15 protein-coding genes are annotated in these 19,461 nt (G+C 46.1%); 8 read left to right on the top strand and 7 right to left on the bottom strand.

Annotation, left to right across the window (positions count from 1 at the left end):
* Together QUA45_RS22850 and QUA45_RS22855 are read right to left on the bottom strand one after the other, a co-directional pair.
* Window positions 1-1,068 (bottom strand): class I SAM-dependent methyltransferase (locus tag QUA45_RS22850; RefSeq protein ID WP_333222193.1); only part of this gene is annotated, 1,068 nt, incomplete at its 3' end.
* A 232-nt stretch (window positions 1,069-1,300) separates the two neighbouring features.
* Window positions 1,301-2,485, bottom strand: a complete 1,185-nt coding sequence (locus QUA45_RS22855) for an NAD(P)H-quinone oxidoreductase subunit H (RefSeq protein ID WP_333097385.1) — start codon at window positions 2,483-2,485, stop codon at window positions 1,301-1,303.
* 58 nt (window positions 2,486-2,543) lie between these two features.
* On the opposite strand from QUA45_RS22855, the gene rsmH reads away from it, so the two are divergent.
* The 3 genes from rsmH to QUA45_RS22870 all read left to right on the top strand — a co-directional run bounded on the left by rsmH (window position 2,544) and on the right by QUA45_RS22870 (window position 6,608).
* Window positions 2,544-3,446, top strand: coding sequence for a 16S rRNA (cytosine(1402)-N(4))-methyltransferase RsmH (gene rsmH, locus QUA45_RS22860; protein ID WP_333097386.1), 903 nt, complete (start codon window positions 2,544-2,546; stop codon window positions 3,444-3,446).
* 569 nt (window positions 3,447-4,015) lie between these two features.
* Entirely contained in the window at window positions 4,016-5,689 is a 1,674-nt protein-coding gene (locus QUA45_RS22865) for a SpoIIE family protein phosphatase (protein WP_333066376.1), read from the top strand.
* 496 nt (window positions 5,690-6,185) lie between these two features.
* Window positions 6,186-6,608 (top strand): ATP-binding protein, encoded by a 423-nt coding sequence (locus QUA45_RS22870; RefSeq protein WP_006633914.1) that lies wholly within the window; start codon window positions 6,186-6,188, stop codon window positions 6,606-6,608.
* Window positions 6,609-6,945: 337 nt separating this feature from the next.
* Here QUA45_RS22870 and QUA45_RS22875 read toward each other — a convergent pair whose 3' ends face one another.
* Both QUA45_RS22875 and QUA45_RS22880 read right to left on the bottom strand, forming a co-directional pair.
* Complete coding sequence (locus QUA45_RS22875) at window positions 6,946-7,380, bottom strand: nuclear transport factor 2 family protein (RefSeq protein WP_333222194.1); 435 nt, start codon at window positions 7,378-7,380, stop codon at window positions 6,946-6,948.
* A 347-nt stretch (window positions 7,381-7,727) separates the two neighbouring features.
* Entirely contained in the window at window positions 7,728-8,690 is a 963-nt protein-coding gene (locus tag QUA45_RS22880) for an orange carotenoid protein N-terminal domain-containing protein (protein ID WP_333097388.1), read from the bottom strand.
* A gap of 278 nt (window positions 8,691-8,968) precedes the next feature.
* Between QUA45_RS22880 and queG the strand changes: the two genes are divergently transcribed.
* Together queG and QUA45_RS22890 are read left to right on the top strand one after the other, a co-directional pair.
* A complete protein-coding gene (gene queG, locus QUA45_RS22885; protein ID WP_333222195.1) occupies window positions 8,969-9,934 on the top strand; it encodes a tRNA epoxyqueuosine(34) reductase QueG in 966 nt (321 codons plus the stop codon).
* Window positions 9,935-10,223: 289 nt separating this feature from the next.
* Entirely contained in the window at window positions 10,224-10,862 is a 639-nt protein-coding gene (locus QUA45_RS22890) for an HAD-IA family hydrolase (RefSeq protein ID WP_333222196.1), read from the top strand.
* Window positions 10,863-11,012: 150 nt separating this feature from the next.
* Here QUA45_RS22890 and QUA45_RS22895 read toward each other — a convergent pair whose 3' ends face one another.
* Window positions 11,013-11,840, bottom strand: a complete 828-nt coding sequence (locus QUA45_RS22895) for an SWIM zinc finger family protein (protein WP_333222197.1) — start codon at window positions 11,838-11,840, stop codon at window positions 11,013-11,015.
* Window positions 11,841-12,066: 226 nt separating this feature from the next.
* Entirely contained in the window at window positions 12,067-15,420 is a 3,354-nt protein-coding gene (locus QUA45_RS22900) for a DEAD/DEAH box helicase (RefSeq protein ID WP_333222198.1), read from the bottom strand.
* A 455-nt stretch (window positions 15,421-15,875) separates the two neighbouring features.
* Here QUA45_RS22900 and QUA45_RS22905 point away from each other — a divergent pair, with 455 nt between their 5' ends.
* From QUA45_RS22905 to QUA45_RS22915, 3 genes are all read left to right on the top strand, one after another.
* Window positions 15,876-18,029 (top strand): polyribonucleotide nucleotidyltransferase, encoded by a 2,154-nt coding sequence (locus QUA45_RS22905; protein WP_333222199.1) that lies wholly within the window; start codon window positions 15,876-15,878, stop codon window positions 18,027-18,029.
* 376 nt (window positions 18,030-18,405) lie between these two features.
* Complete coding sequence (locus tag QUA45_RS22910) at window positions 18,406-18,621, top strand: hypothetical protein (protein ID WP_333097399.1); 216 nt, start codon at window positions 18,406-18,408, stop codon at window positions 18,619-18,621.
* Window positions 18,622-18,625: 4 nt separating this feature from the next.
* Window positions 18,626-19,003, top strand: a complete 378-nt coding sequence (locus QUA45_RS22915; RefSeq protein WP_333222200.1) for a hypothetical protein — start codon at window positions 18,626-18,628, stop codon at window positions 19,001-19,003.
* A gap of 62 nt (window positions 19,004-19,065) precedes the next feature.
* Here the strand turns inward: QUA45_RS22915 and QUA45_RS22920 are convergent.
* A partial coding sequence (locus tag QUA45_RS22920; protein WP_333222201.1) for a Rid family detoxifying hydrolase occupies window positions 19,066-19,461 on the bottom strand: 396 nt, incomplete at its 5' end.

Below are 19,461 nucleotides of genomic sequence, written 5' to 3' on the forward strand. Positions count from 1 at the left end.
ATCCAATACTTCCGCATCATTTGTAGACAGAGAAGCAATACGATCGCCCAAACCCAACGCCATCAAAAACAAAGCCTGCTGAGTAAACCCTACCACATCCAAACCGCACAATTCACCCTGCCTTTCCAGCGCCGTAAAATTAACATGAGCCGTTAAATCCTGCCGCCCCACATTAATATAAGGATTATTGTGATATCGGTGCAGATAATAACACTGTAGCGTCCCCTCCCTGCGCCTCGGATTGTAATAGCGGTGCGCCGGATAACCGTAATCAATAGTTAACAAATATCCCCGCAGCAACTTTTGAGCAACTGTACTCATCCAGTCCAAAGCCGCCAAATTTACCTCACTGCGATAACCATCCCCGTAAACACTCGCCGACAAATCGATGCTTACCAAATCAAAATATTCAGCAATTTTAGGCGTGGAAACTTCGCCAATTACTTCAACAAAATTTATCTCTTGTGGTTCATTTTTTGGGGTGTCTGCGGCAATGTAAATCTCCCTAACTTGCCCTTCTTCCACAATAAATTGATGCACGGGCAAAGCATCCACTAACTCGTTAGAAAAAAAACAACCTACTATTGAATTATTAACTATCTCATCCCAATTGCACCACTTGACGCACTCGATCTCGCTTAACCTTTGGCGTTGTTCCGCTTGAAGTCTTGGGGAAATTTCAACAATTATGTATGTTAAAGTTTTAAATAAGTCGGGATGTTGCCGTTGCAGATATTGCAGCACATTGGCTGCAAAAGTTCCCCGCCCAGCGCCCATTTCTACGATCGCGAAGTTTTGAGGGCGATCGAGCAATTCCCACATTTCCACAAACTGCTTTGCCAAAACCTCCGCAAAATCAGCACCCCAATGAGACGACGTGATAAAATCGCCTTGTTTGCCGATCGACGGGCGATCGCTATTGTAATAACCGTGCTGGGGATGATATAATGCCAAATTCATATACTCAGCAAAAGTAATTCGCTGCTGCGGACTGGCGGCAATTACTTCGCGGATTAAAGCGCAGAGATCCGAGTTGCTGTCATTGATATCTGATTGCTGAACTTTCATAATTTCTCGAATCAAAGTCGATCTTATTTCATTTGTGAAGGAGAGATTTTTTTTATTAACCGCAGAGGGCGCAGAGGGCACAGAGGAAGAGAGTAGAGAGAAATAAGGTAGATTTTAGCGACGTTAATAGCAATATTAATCGATATCCATCCGCGTTGATCTGCAATTCAAAAAAATCAACCCGGTTCCATAAAAAAACCGGGTTAATTTCTTAGATCAAAACCGACAAAACCTACCTGTCAACTGAGCCCATAATAATGTCGATACTCCCCAAAATTGCCACCAAATCGGCAATTTTTACGCCGCGCACAATGTGAGGCAAAATCTGCAAATTATTAAAATCCCCAGTCCGAATCTTCCAGCGCCAAGGAAACACATTATCATCCCCGATAATATAAATCCCCAACTCACCCTTGCCGCTTTCAACGCGGACATAATGTTCGCCTTTGGGAATCTTAAAAGTCGGCGCTACTTTTTTGCCAATAAACTGATAGTCAAAACCATTCCATTCAGATTTGGGTCCGCTTTCGAGTCGCTTCGCTTCCAAATTCTCGTAAGACCCACCGGGGAGTCCTTTCAAGGCTTGATAGAGAATTTTAACCGACTCGCGCATCTCCCGAACCCGCACCAAATACCGGGCCAAACAATCGCCAGCAGCTTCGGTACAAACTTCCCAGTCGAAGTCGTCGTAACATTCGTAATGGTCAACTTTCCGCAAATCCCACTTAACGCCGGAAGCGCGCAACATGGGGCCGGAAAGTCCCCAGTTAATCGCTTCTTCGCGAGAAATAGTACCCAGGCCTTCAATCCGGCGGCGGAAGATTGGGTTGTTGGTAATTAAACGTTCGTACTCGTCAATTTTGGGAACGAAATAATCGCAGAAATCTTCGCATTTATCTACCCAACCGTAGGGCAAATCTGCGGCGACTCCGCCAATGCGGAAATAGTTATTATTCACCATGCGATAACCTGTAGCGGCTTCCCACAAGTCGAGAATTGGTTCGCGATCGCGCATAGTATAGAAAAAAGGAGTTTGTGCCCCCACGTCCGCCAAAAACGGCCCCAACCACAACAAATGGTTAGCAATCCGGTTCAACTCCAGCATGATTACCCGAATGTAACTAGCCCGTTTGGGGACAGCAATATTCGCCAACTTTTCCGGCGCATTTACTGTCACCGCTTCGTTAAACATCCCCTCGGCATAGTCCCAGCGGCTCACGTAGGGCACGTACATCACGTTGGTGCGATTTTCGGCGATTTTTTCCATCCCCCGGTGCAGATAGCCCAAAACTGGCTCGCAGTCCACCACATCTTCCCCGTCTAGGGTGACAATTAGCCGGAGTACGCCGTGCATGGAAGGGTGGTGCGGCCCCATGTTGAGCACCATCGGTTCGGTTCTAGTCTCAATTCTTGACATAATTAAATGAATTAATGATTACTGACTATTGTTGATTTTTGTTTCGCTGTTATAGATTATGAAGGATATCGAGCTCTGTGAGAAGCATACCCCTGGATCAGATGTCAGTATTGACACCTATCACGTTCCAGTTTTGGGTCAAGAATTAATTGCGGGTTTGGCTGTGCGTCCAGGGGGACACTATTTGGACGCGACGCTTGGGGGCGGCGGACACACGAGTTTGATTTTAGCGGCGGCGCCAGATGTTACAGTGGTGGCGATCGACCGCGATGAACAAGCCATCCGTTTTTGCCAAGCCAGATTTGCCAACTCGCCCGTTGAGTTTTGGCACGGCAACTTTGCTGAATATCAGTCCCCAGAGGCCGAATTTGATGGTATCATAGCAGACTTGGGCGTCAGCTCTGCTCAGTTCGATACACCGGAACGAGGATTTAGTTTTCGCCACCCAGCTCAACTAGATATGCGTATGAACCAGCAGCAATCTTTGACGGCAGAAGAGATTATCAACCACTGGGAAGAAGTTAAACTAGCAGATATTATTTACAAGTACGGCGAGGAACGACTGTCGCGGCGCATCGCGAGGCGGATTGTGCAAGGGCGTCCTTTTCAAACAACAACAGAACTTGCAGGGGCGATAGCCTCCAGCTTCCCCCCCAAGCAGCGCAACGGCAGAATCCATCCTGCCACCCGTACTTTCCAAGCTTTAAGGATAGCTGTCAACTCCGAACTCGCTTCTTTAGAAACTTTCCTCAACCAAGCGCCAAGGTGGTTAAAACCAGGTGGGAGAATCGGAATCATTACATTTCACAGTCTGGAAGACCGACCAGTCAAGCACCAACTCAGAGGAACACCCAGTTTGCAGGTACTTACAAAAAAGCCGATCGGGCCACAATCCGAAGAAGTCGCTAGAAATCCCCGCTCTCGTTCTGCTAAGCTCAGACTGGCAGAAAGAATAACTTGATTCAGCAGTAGTAATATGATTGCTGCAAAAAGTTCAGAGATTAGGGAGAATTGCATGCAGCAATCAAGTGCGATTGGGCACAGGTGTAGGTAGGGAATAGCGCCAACAACCCACCACTAACCCTCCGGGTACAGTGGGGCTTGAAATACAGCCAGTGTTGACCAGACTTAGGTAGCAATACCTTCCTTAGTAGTAAGTGTTAAAATTCACACCGAGGACAGTGCCCAGCTAGTTAAGAACTCTGCAATCAGAGCACTAATTAGCCGTTTTGAATGCTGGTGTGTTTATAAAAGTACCGACTGCTAACAAGGTCATTGCTCGTATCACAGCGTGAAAGCTCACTCGGAAATTTTCCCTATTGAAGCGGCCTACCGAGGCGGGTTACAGTATCGAAAGCCTCTCATCTGTTGTGCGAACAGATGGTGCGAAAGGAATGCTCACCTTAAGGTAAAACGGGTTTCTTTAACTCAACTTGACGTAACTGATATGTTGCATATATCCAGCCCCCCTTTTCCTCCCGCCACCTTGCTGAATACAGCTATGGTGGGGGTTTTCAAGGGGGAAGAAAGATGAGTAGGGGAGATGGAAGCAAGCTGAAACTGATGGTAGTCGATGACGAACCCGATAACTTGGATTTATTGTACCGGACGTTTCGACGCGACTTTCAGGTTTACAAAGCAGATAGCGCCCTCAGCGCCTTGGAAGTTCTAGACGAACAGGGCGAGATGGCGGTGATTATATCTGACCAGCGGATGCCAGAAATGAATGGCACCGAGTTTTTGGGGAAAACAGTCGAGCGATTTCCCGATACGATTCGGATTCTGCTAACGGGATACACCGATGTTGAAGATTTGGTTGAGGCCATCAACTCAGGTCAAGTTTTCAAATACATCACCAAACCGTGGAATCCTGAAGAACTCAAATTGGTGATCAATCAAGCCTCAGAAACTTACAAATACTACAAGCAGCGCAGCGTTGCATTGCGCCGCGCTTTACGCAAGGAATCTCTGTTCAATGAGGTAATGAGCGTGATTCGCGGGTCGCTAGATTACTCTAGTATGGTACAAACTATTGTTCAAACCGTAGGTCAAACTTTTGAGGCCAACTATTGTATGCTGCGGCCGGTAGAGAGCGATCGACTATTGCCGAGTACCTTCCCCTACCAAGCCCAAACCGACGATGCCAGTAGTTTTTCTTTTGATGAAAATTTGTTGGTTCAAGCAGTAGCCAGCCGCCAAACTCAAGTGAACCCAAACAGCGGGGGGGACGGTAAATCGGTTGAGATTGCCGTGCCCCTGACTTACCAGCAAGAATTACTGGCGGTACTGGCTTTGTGCCAGATTGGCGGCACTAACCCTTGGTCGGCAGAAGATATAGAGTTAATAGAAGGTGTAGCAGCTCAAGCGGCTCTCGCCCTGTCTCAAGCTAAGCTCTACCAGCGCACTCTGGATTTAGCCAAGCAGATGCAAAACGAGTTGGAAGTGGCTCGCCAAATCCAAACAAACTTGTTGCGCCAAAGTTGGCCGGATTTTGAAACTGTTAGGGTGCAAGCTTGCTGTTATCCAGCGCGGGAAGTTGGCGGCGACTTTTTTGAAGTCTACGTCCACTCCCAAGGGGATATTTGGATAGCGGTGGGAGATGTTTCGGGTAAGGGAGTTCCGGCTGCTCTATTTATGGCCAGCGCGATTTCGGTGATGCGGCGGGAACTTTCCCAAGAAGTTTCTCCAGAGCCAGATCAAGTTATGCAGAACATGAATAGCAGTATGTCTGACGACCTGATCGGCAACAACCATTTTATTACAATGGTTGTAGCTCGTTACACTCCGTCAACCGGACACCTCGCCTTTGCTAATGCCGGTCACATTTACCCGATTGTTTGGTCTCACTCAGAGGTGAAAGCTCAAGCCGCTAGCGGTAAAACGCCAGCCGAGCCTAATTTCCTGAAAGCTCGCGGCATTCCCTTGGGGATACTACCAGTTTGGAGAGGCAAAGCAGGTGCGATCGAATTAAAGTCGGGAGATGTATTTCTGCTGACGAGTGACGGGATTACTGAAGCTAGCGTCACCACTGAAGGGGTCTCCGGGGGTGTACCAACCCGTTCTATGCTACAACAAGAAGGGCTTTGGCAACTGTTGATTCAGGAGCCTGGTTCCTTCAACTTGGACAATTTGTTGGCTCACATCCGAGCCGACAATCCCGTTCAGGAAGACGACCAAACCATACTCTCTTTGGAGGTTCTTTGAATCTGTCAGCGACTCCCGACCCATAGTCGGGGGTGAGAGCCGAAAAAACTTAAGCGCTGCTGGTTGACGGCTCACAGAGTAGTCCTGCAAAGGACGGCATTATCGTCAACAGTAAAAAACCTAGCCGGCGATGGCGCAGCTAGTTTCGTGAATCGCTTTTCTGGGGGATTCAACACCTGTAAAAGGTTAAGGTAGAAGGCATTGGTCAGAAAAAACCCAAGCTTAAAAGCCAGAGATTGAAACAAAGATTTTTTATACCTCGCTGCTTGCAGTCTCGGTATAATTATCAATTGTTAATGGGCTTTAGACCCATAACTAAAGTTTTCAACTATACTCTTAACTTCTGCCTTCTACCGAATGACCAATGCCTGATTTTTAAACAGAAAAGGCTAGTGTCCCCCGAGTAGCGACAAGTATTGAGGCCGAATCCATTCGGCGCGTCGTGTTTCATACCTGGTGTGAAGACACAGGGTTTTCAAACTTACGGGATTTTTTTATGAATACTGAGCTTCATGTGCCAAGCGACTTGCGGTTTTTAACAATTGTTGAAAATTGGTTGCTGAGCAGTTTGGAAGTAGAGCTAGGAGAGCACGTCGATTGGCCGCGTCAGTCGAATCGTTTGCGCTTGGTGTTAGCAGAAGCCTATTCTAACGTGATCCGCCATGCTCACAAAGATCAACCCAATTTACCCGTTTTAATTCGCTTGAATTTAAAAAATAGGGATATTGGTTTAGAAATTTGGGATTACGGTAAAGGTTACGAAATGGATACTTACAATCCTCCGAGGCCGGAAGCTAAACAGGAAAGCGGCTACGGCTGGCTGATTATGAGTAGACTTATGGATCGGGTGGACTACACTTTGCAAATAGACGGTCGCAACTGTCTAAAGTTGGAAGCGAGTTTGCCGGAAAAATCTTAATTAGTCATTAGTCATTAGTCATTAATGATTGGCAATGCACTTTTTGACTCGCTTTGGCTGTCTGTCGCACGCTGCGGTGACAGCCAGTTTTTCGTGGAGTAGCGTCCCTCTCTAAGAAACTGTAAGATTGTAGGGGTAAAGTCCAGATCGCACAAATAGCCAAGAAACCGATTTTTTATACCGTGAGGGACACTTTACCAAAGATTTGGATAAAAACCCGGTGTCTGCCTCATTCTTGCCAGAAAAAGCCGATTAACCTGTCGATCGCACGACTTTAACTATTACGTGCGATCGACAGGTCAAACCCCAATAGGCAATTTAAATCTGAAACAGCTTATTAAACATCAAATTTCTTATGTGACCGCAGGTTTAGCAATTCTTGGGGAGAAGCTAACAGTTTGACCGTCACAGAAAGGATTTTTTGGTCAGAATTGAGCAAGAACAGCCATCCTACATTAACGCCAAATGCGGAAGTTTGCACCCGACCGCTGACCTGAACTTCTACTTTGCCATCTTCTAAAATTTGGCTGACACCTTTCTGGGGTTCTAGCTGCATTCCTCGTGCTTCTTTTTTTAGATAAGTGGCGATCGCAATCCTGCCGATAATTGGATCTTCAAACGGCGCGTGCAGAACCCCATCATCGGCAAATAAATTAGCCGTCGCTTCAAAATCCCCCGCGTTTAAAGTTTCAAAATATTGCAGTATCTCTGGCATTGTGATGCCTGCAATCTTTATAGAGTTAGTTAAAATAGGTCGAGTTGTGGCGGTCATAAAACAAGTGATTTCAAATGAATGAGTATACTGTAATCATTCTCTTTGCCGCAGCAAATCCCTCAAAAGATATAAGTAGGGGTAGGAAAATAATTCTCCGAAAAAAGGAGGAATCGGGAACCGCAGAGCGTCGAGCGCAGCTTTCAGAGCGATCGACCAAAATCAATCCTACTTTCAAAAAATACAAGTGTAGCCAAGCTGTAAACCCTGATACCATCAGTCATTTTCCATCCTTCAATTCTTGAATCTAAAATTTAAAATCTCAAATCTAAAATGATATAAACCCAGACACCTAATGGCATCTGGGTTTCTGGGGAAGCCTGTTTAAAAGAGCAAACAAGAATATTCTATTTGCGGATCAAATTGAGCAATTCTTTAGGAGAGGCCAACAAGTCGATCGCCACAAAGAAAATTTGACCTTGGGGATCGAGCAAAAACCGCCATGCAATGTTCATTCCCACATTCGATCCGAACCAGGGAGTTTCGACTTTACCGGTGACTTTCACTTGGCGGTAGCCATCTTCTGCGGGTTCCGATACGCCTCGCTCGGGCATCATTTTCAGTCCGACGCACTCTTCCCGCATATAGTTGAGGATAGCTTCGCGACCAACGATCGGCTTTTGGAAAGGCGGTTGCAGGGCACCTTCTTCAGCAAATAAACCGACGGCTGGGGTGAAGTCGAAAGCGTTCATGTAGTCGATGTAGCTGAGCACAGTCTGCTCGCTAATACCCTCAATTGTGGTTTTTACCCGCTCTTCTGGAGCGGTGGGAGTGCTGCGCGGGGCAGAGCGTTTGCCGTACTCTTGGTTAAAAGCAGGGTCATAGCCCATGTTAACTACGGTATTCCGAAGTACGGTAATTTGCTGGCCTGGATCGAGTTTCTTGATGGTTTCGAGAACTGCGGTGGCTTCGGGAGACATTTGATAGCCAGCGGGGATCGGAGCGACAAGGCCCTGTTTCATCAACTGTCCCAACTCGTACCAGAAACCGAGTTTGGTGTTGACGCGCAAGGAAGTGTAAATCCGACCTATCGTTGTATCGGCGTTGCTGGCTAGGTCAAACATGGTTTTGCTTTGAGCAGCAGGCGACATTTGCTTGATTTCGCTCAGAATGCCTTCGACAAGCGCCATGCTGGCTACTCCCGGTGCTGCTGCGGTAATGGAAACGCCCATTTCGGTGTAGGCATACCAGAGCAGTGCGAGTTGGTCTTCAACGCTGAGTTTGTAGAACGCTTCCGTGGTAGCCGGCACAACGCTCGCAATCTCGGTGTTCGAGAAAATAGATTGAGCTGATTGAATACTAACTGCCATGTGTATGCTTTGGGATTTGTGGTTTTAGTGAGGTACTTGAGTTAGGGAATCTCAAGCTCTCTTGATTAAAATTATGTAACTTTTTGTTAAAAATTGCAAATATAAATTAAATATAGCTGAGTTACAAAACTATAATCAATGGTTTGGTAAATTGCGATCGCCATCACTAGACTGTGCGCCGAATTAGTTTATTTAGGAAACCAATCATTAAAATCGCTTTTGTTATCATATAAAATCCAAATAGTCAATACAAAAGGTAAATATTTGCCTGGTATCAAATGAAAGCGCCAATTAGCAGCATTTTGGTGAAGCAAAAAGCCCTTGAGTTGGGCTTTCACAAAGTCGGTATCGCTTCAAAAGACACGGATTTCGATCTAGAAAAACACAGATTGCAAGCTTGGCTGGACAAGGGTTATCAGGCGGATATGGCATGGATGGCAAACCCGAAACGGCAGGATATTCGATTAATAATGCCAGAGGTGCAGTCATTAATATGTGTCGCCATCAACTACTACACACCTCACCAACGCCCCTCAAATCCCTCTTGTGAGGGGGGGGTCGAGGCAGGGGTCGAATATGCTAAAATCTCTCGCTACGGTTGGGGAAGGGATTACCACAGAATTTTGCACAAAAAACTGAAGGTTTTGGCAAATTGGATGCGATCGCAAGGGGAGGGAATTGAAGCGCGGTATTATGCTGATACCGGGCCGGTTCAGGATAAAATGTGGGCGCAACGTGCCGGGATTGGCTGGATTGCCAAAAATGGTAATGTAATTTCGCGCGAATACGGTTCTTGGGTGTTTTTGGGAGAAATCTTGACTAATTTGGAGTTAGCGCCCGATGCACCCCATACGGAACATTGCGGTACTTGCACTCGCTGCATTGAGGCGTGTCCGACGGGGGCAATTACTGAGCCTTTTGTGGTGAATGCCGATCGATGTATAGCCTATCACACGATCGAGAATCGAGCCGAAAAATTGCCCGACGAAATTGCATCTAATTTACAAGGTTGGGTAGCAGGTTGCGATATTTGTCAGGATGTTTGTCCTTGGAATCAGCGATTTGCTAAACCAACTGATGTGCCAGAGTTTGAGCCTTATCCTGAAAACATAGCACCGACACTTGCAGAATTAGCCGACATTTCCGACGAAGAATGGAACCGCAGATTTACAGCTTCGGCGCTGCGGCGCATAAAACCAGAAATGCTGCGGCGAAATGCGAAAGCAAATCAAATTAACCCTTAAAATTTGAGATGTTCGTCAGGCTGCTTAGGGGGCACCTTACCCTATCGATAATACCCCTAGGGTATTTACGGAGCGCCAATAGTCAATATATTATGCAGTAAGTCATTCCCCATCTAAAATCTAAAATATAAAATCTAAAATTAAAAATTTAAAATCTAAAACGGAGCGCCAATAGTCAATACATTATACAGTAAGTCATTCCCAGCTAAAATCTAAAATCTAAAATCTAAACTCTAAACCCTAAACTCTAAAATTGTATGCTCCCCCGTTCCTTATTTGCTATTGTCCCATGACCAAAGTAATTATTTTTGATTTTGACGGTACTTTAGCAGATACAATCGATATTCTTCTGAGCATCACCAACCGTTTGTCAGTAGAATTAGGCTTTAAGTGTGCGACCAAAGAGCAAATCGCTCAACTGAGCAATTTAACTTCTTGGCAACTCCTTCAGTATTCTGGCATTTCTATCTTCAAATTCCCGCTATTGATTAGAATGTTGAAAGCAGAGTTACGCAGCGAAATTCCCAACATTCAGTTATTTCCGGGGATTAAAGAAGTTTTACTGGAGTTAAAAAAACTGGGATTTCAACTGGGCATTATCACATCTAATTCCCGAGAAAACGTCTTGGCATCGCTGGAAAAAAATGGTTTGCAAGACACTTTCACATTTATTTACTCTGGTTCAACTTTTGGCAAACATAAAGTTATTAATAGCTGGCTAAAAAGAGAACATATAAATCCTAAACAAGTCGTTTATGTGGGAGATGAGATTAGAGATATAGACGCTGCTAGAAAAACAGGAATTAAGGTAATGGCTGTAGCTTGGGGTTTTAATTCTCAGGAGGCTTTGGCTGCACACAATCCCGATTTTTTGATTAAACGCCCCCAGGAATTGATAGAGATTATGAGTAAGTTGTGGGAACTTTAAACTGAAATTGCCAAAAGTAAGACTCGTCGGTTGAAATCTATTCTAAACAAACTCTCGTTCCAGCAGAGAGGGACTCAAGAATAAAATTGGTATTAAAGCCTGATTTTTATCCGCCATATTCCCTAGTATCATCTCTGCGAATAAATTATGTTAATCTCCTTCGCTCCGTTTCAGTGCTGCTAAAACTGCTTGCTGGCTAACTGCTTGGTAGATTTTGCTAAAATGCTGATTGAGTGCATCAGATGCAGGGGAGGATTTGCTAGCGGTTCCTTTTCCGTCGGTTGCGATGGGAATGGGGCCTAAGATATCTAATACTGTTTCGCTGCTGGGCGGCGGTACAATGACTACTAAAGATGATTCTAGCTGCTGGTTGTATTCCCAAAAGCGATCGACCTTCGGCAATTTAGAATTCGCTGTGGGGGCATTTTCGCCGGAGTTGAGTTGGGAATTTTCCTCTCCTTGCGTACCTCGTCTCTGACGGAGTGCTGTCAAGATTTGCTCTTTGGTTCTGCCCCGCAGTTGAAAGAGTACGAAGGGGTCTTCACTGAAGCGATCGCCCAATAAGTAGTATACTGCACTGATGTGTTTGCAAGGGTTTTTGGGGTCAGGACAGCTACAGCGCGATCGAATATCAGATAAACTTAACGGAAATAGCGTTTTGCCGGCCGCTGCAAATACATCTTCAATATTGTGCGGCATTTCTCCTGCTAAGAGTTTAGCTGAAAAAACTGCTCTTTGCGACATATTTTCAATCACATAATCCCAATCTTCATCGCTCAATGTATCGAGTCCTAAAGAAACTTGATAGGGTTTTGGATCAGTTCCTTGAACTATGGCAATTACTTCTTGATTGGGAAATTTAATGCTGAGAACTTTACCCTCGCGCGCGTACTGCCAGCCGCGTTCTAAGCGTTTTTTGAAGCGGTAGGTATTGATTAAATCTAACCACTGTTGTGTCCACCATTCTCTGTCAATCATAAGCCGAAGGAAGAAGGAAGAATTAAGAATGAAGAAGGAAGAGGGAAGAGGGAAGGAGGAAGAAAGCTTTAGTTATCTAGGAAAGTCAGAAACCGGGTTTTTTACGAAAAAACAGGACTCTAACCTTTAATTCTGGTAGACAACCCGGTTTCTGTGGTCAGAGTGTGTAATTCCTCTGATTTTTGAGAACTAAAGTCCTCACGAGAAACCGAAGAAATTAAACACATTATTCTTCTTCCGTTTCTATAATAGCATTGCGATCGAGGATGAGTAAATTGCGAAGTTGGTCTGTATCGAGTTCGGTGAGCCAGTTTTCGCCGGCGCTGACAACTTGTTCGGCTAGAGCTTTCTTACTTTCGATCATATCGTGTATTTTCTCCTCTAACGTACCAGTGCAGACAAATTTGTGGACTTGCACATTGCGAGTTTGACCGATGCGAAATACGCGGTCAGTTGCCTGATTTTCTACTGCGGGATTCCACCATCTGTCATAGTGGAAAACGTGGGTGGCTCTGGTTAAGTTCAAACCTGTGCCGCCCGCTTTTAAAGATAAAATCATAATCGGCGGACCTTGCGGATCGTGCTGGAAGCGATCGATCATTTCTTCCCGCTGCTGTTGCTTAATTCCGCCGTACAAGAACAAAACTTCTCGCCCTAAATGCTGTTCTAGATGCGGTTTCAGGAGTTTTCCCCATTCGGCAAATTGAGTAAAAATTAAAGCCCGATCGCCCTCAGCGAGCACCTCTTCTAACATTTCTACCAACCGCTGCAATTTCCCCGATTCCTGACTTTTAATCTGCAATTCTTTCGGCTTAGCTTCTGCTTTCACAAGAGCCGGATGGTTGCAAAGTTGCTTGAGTTTTACCAGCAAAGCCAGAATCATTCCCCGGCGCTGAATGCCTTCGGCTGATTCTAATTCAGCTATTGACTCTTCGACTATTTTCTGATATAATCCAGCCTGTTGAGCTGCCAGCCCACAAAATACAGTCATCTCCTGTTTTTCGGGCAAATCTTGGATGATTTCTTTGTCAGTTTTCAGGCGGCGGAGGATGAAAGGCCGAACGAGCGATCGCAAAGTCTGCAATGATTCTCGATCTCCGTATTTCTCGATCGGAATTGCAAATCGGCGCTGAAAGAAATTGCGCGGCCCCAAATAGCCAGGATTGAGAAACTCCAAAATAGACCACAATTCTTGCAGTCTATTTTCCACCGGAGTTCCCGTCAGCGCAATTCTAAAAGATGCCTCGATTTGCCGCACCGCTTGCGACTGCTTCGCCTCGGAATTTTTAATATTTTGCGCTTCATCTAAAACCAATCCTTGCCATTTAATGCCTTGAAATTCCTTCGCATCGCGAAACACCAGCGCGTAACTGGTAATTATTAAATCCTTTCCCTTAATTTCAGCCGCAAATGCTTTGCCTTTAGCGCGTTTGTCTCCATGGTGAACTAACACTTTTAGCGTCGGGCCAAATTTCTTGACTTCCCGCTCCCAATTGCCCAATACTGATGTCGGACAAACCAGTAATGTTGGCGCTTCTAGGGCATCTTGTTCTTGTAAGTGTACGAGGAAAGCAATTAGCTCGATCGTCTTGCCAAGCCCCATATCGTCCGCGAGACAAGCACCTAAACCCCATCTTTCTAAGAATGCTAGCCAGCCTGCCCCTAGGGCTTGATAAGGCCGCAATTGTCCTCGGAAACTAGCCGGAGTTGCGATCGCACTTACCGCTTGATTATCGCTCAAAGTATTCAACAATTCCTGAAGTTGACCCGTAGCCTCAAAATTCACCACAGGCAATTTTTCGATCATCTGAGAATCGCCCGACGCCAAACGCAAAGCATCTTCCAAAGAAAGAGTCATTTGCTCTTTGCGGCTGGCAAAAAAAGTTTGAGCCGCTTTCACATCCGGCGCGCGCAACTCCACCCACTCGCCGTTAATTTCCACCAAAGGCGAATTCAACGCGATCAATCTGTCAAATTCTGCCTTAGAAATGCGCTGTCCGCCGATCGTCAATTCCCACTTAAAATTTAGCAGACTTTGCAATCCTAACCCGCCTTTCGCCGGAGTCACTTTCGGAGTTTCCGCTTGAATGCTCAAACCCAAACGACTCGCCCAACCATCCGTCTTTGTCAAACTCGGCGGCAAAACTACGCCCAACCCGCTATCAGCAAACCGCCAAGCTACAGACTTAATAAACTCGTAAGCTTGCAGCGGATTTAATTGGCAAGATTGAGGTCGCTGGGCTTGCAAACTCGGTTCAATTAACGGATAAAGTTTCGAGGCTAAACCCAAGCCGCTGAGCAAAGTTTCTTGAGGCAATTCTATTGTCCGCCCCGCATAAGCCAAACGCTCGACAGAGTTGTTCCAAACAGTTGTCGCGTCAACCAAAAATTCGGTTTCATCTGCTGCTTGCAAGCAATAATTTAAATTCCAGCTTGCTTTACCGGGCGCTGGTGGTATGAGTTGAAAGCAAGTGCGAAATTGACTTTGTTGAGATAATTGATTTTGCAGCGGTGCAATCCAAGCACTCAGCTTGGTTGCCAAGTTTTCCAATGCTGCTGTTTCTACTTGAACTATCCCAGATTCCTGCTGCAAAGCTTGCAGCCACTCGCGCACAGGAGAAACTGCTTTAATGTCTAAAGTAGAGCTACCAGCAGATCGCACTTGACTATCTACAATACTACTCAAAAAGCCTAACACCAATTCCTCCGCCCCCATCGGCAAATCCACCGCTAAAGGCAATTGACTGGATTCTTCTTGCTTTTCCCCTCTTCCTTCTTCCCTCTTCCTTCTTCCTTCTTCCTTCTTCCTGACATCCGTTACATCCGTTACAGAATCCGTTGCCGAACTTCCTTCTTCCTTCTTCTGATATGTTCTGCAAGCCGTCGGCATTTGCTTGACAAAAGTGGCGAGGCGGAGTGTATCTGTAGAACTATCTAACAACGGTTGCCATTTGGCAATAGCAGAACCGTCCGACTGTTTCTCTAATCCAGGCAAAAATTTGCATCTTGCCAACAAATCCAAACTCCACCTAGCAATATGAGACCAAAAACGCAAATCTGAGCCGACAAAAGAGTCTGGTTCCGTGCTGTTAAGCGGTAGTGATTGCAAGAAAACAAAAGCTGCTTGAGGGTTGAGACAAAAACCCTCGACTTGCCAGGGATAAAGGTAAATTTCCTCGGTTTTAGCGGGTTCCTCAAGTGCTGCTGCTGAGTGCTGCGGCATCAGATTTGTGTTCGATTCTGAGATTTGGGTGGGAAGTGCGATCGCCCGAATTTCCTTTTGAATTGAGGAGTCTTTGGCGGGAATTTCTGCGTTTTGAGTTTTGGGCGATCGCCGAGTTTTTTTGCTTTTATCCGGTGGAGTTTCTGCGGTTTCCGGTAATTGCCAATCCAGTTTTCCCGACTGCTGCAAGGAATTTAGGAAATTCTTAAATTCCGATTCGGTCATTGCTAAGGGATGCGGTAAATTTATCCCCGATTCTATGATTTCAATTGCCTCTATTTTTCGCCAAATTTCTCCCCAAATAAATAAGCAACTTTTTTCATTTTCTAGGAGCCAACTGCCGTGTAAAATTGCCATATTTTTTACCCTGATATTTGTATTTAAGTGCGAGGTTGACTACAGCATTTATAAGGGATTTATGAAAAATTTATTTAAAACAAACCGAGGAAATTTTGAGCCAGATAGGAATTAGGTAGAACCTGTATATTTAGGTACTTATGGCACACCTTACGGCTTATTCCCTGTCCTAGATAACTAAATCCCTGTTCCTTCTTCCTTCTTCCTTCAACGTCCCAATTCCCAAACGAAAATTGATCGTACCATCTATGGAAGGCGTTTAGCGGACGATCGACCGGAGAATCGACCCCAGACTGCCAAAAATAATTCGAGAGTATAAATGCTTATAAGCCAGACGCCGACAGTCGATCGCCTGGCGATTATCCCTGTCTTTTGGCGTCGGACTCTCAAACATCCTGTGGTAATGTTACGATCCCGACAGAGAAAGAATGTGGTAGATAAGGAAGCAGTGCTACATGGTAGAGATAGACAAGTCAATATCCTTCGATGGACGGGATATTAGACTGAAGATTGGTTTACTAGCGCCTCAAGCAGGCGGTGCAGTTTTGATTCAGTCAGGTGACACGGCGGTTTTGGTGACAGCGACTCGATCGCAGGGGAGAGAAGGAATTGATTTCCTGCCCCTGTTGGTGGATTACGAAGAGAGACTCTACGCTGGCGGTAAAATTCCCGGTGGATTTTTGCGAAGGGAAGGGCGTCCCCCAGAAAAAGTGACTTTGACTGGCCGTTTGATCGATCGACCGCTGCGTCCGCTATTTCCAAGCTGGCTGCGAGATGACATCCAAGTTGTAGCCACAACGGTTTCGATGGACGAACAAGTGCCACCGGACGTTTTGGCGGTGACGGGGGCTTCGGTGGCGATTCTGCTGGCGAAAATGCCGTTTTACGGGCCGATGGCGGCGGTGCGAGTCGGTTTGGTAGGAGACGATTTCATCATCAACCCCACCTACAGCGAAATCAAAGAAGGCGAGTTGGATCTCGTGGTAGCCGGTTCTCCTGATGGAGTAATCATGGTAGAAGCCGGCGCCAACCAATTGCCGGAACAGGATATCATCGAGGCGATCGACTTCGGCTATGAAGCAGCCTGTGACTTGATTCAAGCCCAGCGCGAAATTATGGCGGAATTGGGCATCGATTTGGTGGTAGAGGAACGGCCATCGCAAGATTCGGCCCTGGAAAACTTTATTCGCGATCGCGCCCAAGAACCCATCCGCATCATTTTGTCAAGATTTGAAAAAGACAAAACAATACGGAATGCAGCATTGGACGAAGTTAAGGCAAATGAAGTCGAAGCTGCGATCGCCGAACTCCCGGAAGAGGACCCGGTAAAAGTAGCGGCCACCGCCAACAGCAAGGCGATCGGCAACGTTTTCAAAGACGTTACCAAAAAAATGATGCGGAAGCAGATCCTCGAAGATGGCGTCCGTGTAGACGGTCGCAAGCTAGACGAGGTGCGACCCGTTTCTTGTCGCGTAGGCGTGCTGCCGTCGCGAGTACACGGCTGTGCGTTGTTTAATCGGGGCTTAACCCAAGTCTTGTCCGCAGCTACCCTGGGAACCCCAGGCGACGCCCAAGACTTAGGAGACGACTTGCACCCGCAGCAAGACAAACGCTACCTGCATCACTACAATTTCCCGCCGTTTTCGGTAGGAGAAACCAAGCCGATGCGATCGCCCGGACGCCGAGAAATCGGTCACGGAGCCCTCGCAGAACGCGCTTTGCTGCCGGTTTTGCCATCCAAAGAAGATTTCCCCTACGTGATTCGCGTAGTTTCAGAAATCCTTTCTTCCGACGGTTCCACCTCAATGGGTTCAGTTTGCGCCTCAACGCTAGCATTAATGGATGCAGGCGTTCCCCTTTCCCAACCCGTCAGCGGCGCGGCAATGGGCTTAATTAAAGAAGGCGATGAAGTCCGAATTTTGACTGACATTCAGGCAATTGAAGACTTTTTAGGCGACATGGACTTCAAAGTAGCCGGTACCGACACCGGGATTACTGCTTTGCAGATGGACATGAAAATCAAAGGTTTACCCTTAGATGTGATTGCCACCGCCATCCGCCAAGCCAAACCGGCCAGACTGCACATTTTAGAAAGAATGCTGTCAACCATCGACACTCCCCGCAAGGAAATGTCGCCGTTTGCACCGCGTTTGCTAACCCTGAAAATCGATCCAGAATTTATCGGTTTGGTAATTGGGCCTGGTGGCAAAACGATCAAAGCCATCACCGAAGAAACCGGTGTCAAAATTGACATCGAAGACGACGGAACCGTGACAATTGCTGGCAACGACAGCGAAAAAGCTCAACGGGCTTACAACATTGTCCAAGGCATGACGCGCAAGTTGAATGCAGGAGACGTGTATGTCGGGCGCGTAACTCGAATTATTCCGATCGGCGCTTTTGTGGAAATTTTGCCAGGAAAAGAAGGCATGATTCACATTTCGCAGTTAGCTGACTACCGCGTTGGGAAAGTCGAAGACGAGTTAGCTGTAAACGATGAAGTGATTGTCAAAGTGCGAGAAATTGACAATAAAGGTCGAATTAATTTGACCCGCTTGAATATTCATCCCGACGAAGCGGTAGCCGCCCGCGAAGCGCTGAATAAATAGTTTACGGTTGGTAATTGGTAATTACTTGTAGAGTAATTGCTAATTGCTAATTGCTAACTGATGATTAGTAATTGCTAATTGCTAATTGAGATTAAATCTGATTGTTTCAGATTGATTTGGGAGTAGGTGCGCGACAGCGACAGATCGACAAAAGTGCGATCGGCTGTAGAAGTTAATAAAGTCGCGCACTTTACCCTCGGCGGTTGAAACCGCAACTACATAAATGAAGTCCCAGCAGAGGGGGACTGAATAAAATATAAAGTATGCTTAGATAGTTACTATAAAGGATATGATCTAGGATTGTAAACCGCAGACATCGCAGGTGAAAATAGCAGGTAGGATTTTCATCAGCGTCTGTAGAAAAACGCAGATAAAGATGACATTAAGACCTCGCTACGATCCAGACGAGAATATTAGCCGTCATAGTGCAACTGATCCAGAGAAATGCGATCAAATGGCCAAGCGTCAGGGATGGGAATTAATCCGATGGGAAAAAACAAACGCTTCGATACTTAAGGTTGATTGTGTCTTTGAAGGGTTGACAGAGTTTCCACCGAGTCCATACGAACCCGAACACGAGAGAAAGGAATAAATCAATGCCAAAACGGTTGATCATTTTCAAAACAGAATCGCTTTCTTCCCCTGGATGGGAGGAGAGATTGCTTTCCCATACAGGTGCTCTCACGAGTATCCTAGCAGAACACTACGACTACTCAAACAAACCTCTGCCTAAAACGGGCGATCGCCTGCGAAACTTTAGCCAATTTAAGGAGAGTGGTGATTCTAAATCCCCTGCTGCGAGCACTCACGTTCGCTGGGGAGATTGGGAGGTTTCGCGCGTAGAGGAGTACAGACCTGAAATTCCGAATGCTGAATACGACTGTTTAGCGGTGTGCTACTGTTGCTACTCACCTATTGATCCCGAATGGAAAGAATTGCCGAAGATTCAAGTTTCCCAACTGCAAAAACATTAAAAAAACATAATATCCAGATGCCCGACTTCTTGAAAAAGTCGGGCATCTAAAAGAAGATGAAATCAAATCACAGCAATACAGTCAATTTCAACTAACACATCTTTCGGCAAACGCGAAACCTCCACACAAGCACGCGCCGGTGCAGTTTCCGCATCAAAATATTTCGCATAAACCGCATTCACAGCGGCGAAATCATTCATATCTTTGAGGAAAACCGTAGTTTTTACCACATCCAACCAAGTAGCGCCCGCTTCTGTGAGAATCGCTTCGAGATTTGCCATAACTTGTTCGGTTTGTTTTGCCACGTCGTCGGTGTAGACAATATCGTTTAGTCTAATGTCGATCGCAATTTGACCAGCTACAAACAGCATAGTGCCCGTAGCGGCGATCGCTTGATTGTAAGGGCCCACGGGTGCCGGTGCTTTGTCAGTACGAATAATTTTGCGCGTCATAGATGT

Origin of the sequence: Microcoleus sp. Pol12A5 (assembly GCF_036701435.1) — a bacterium.
Classification (GTDB): Bacteria; Cyanobacteriota; Cyanobacteriia; order Cyanobacteriales; family Microcoleaceae; genus Microcoleus.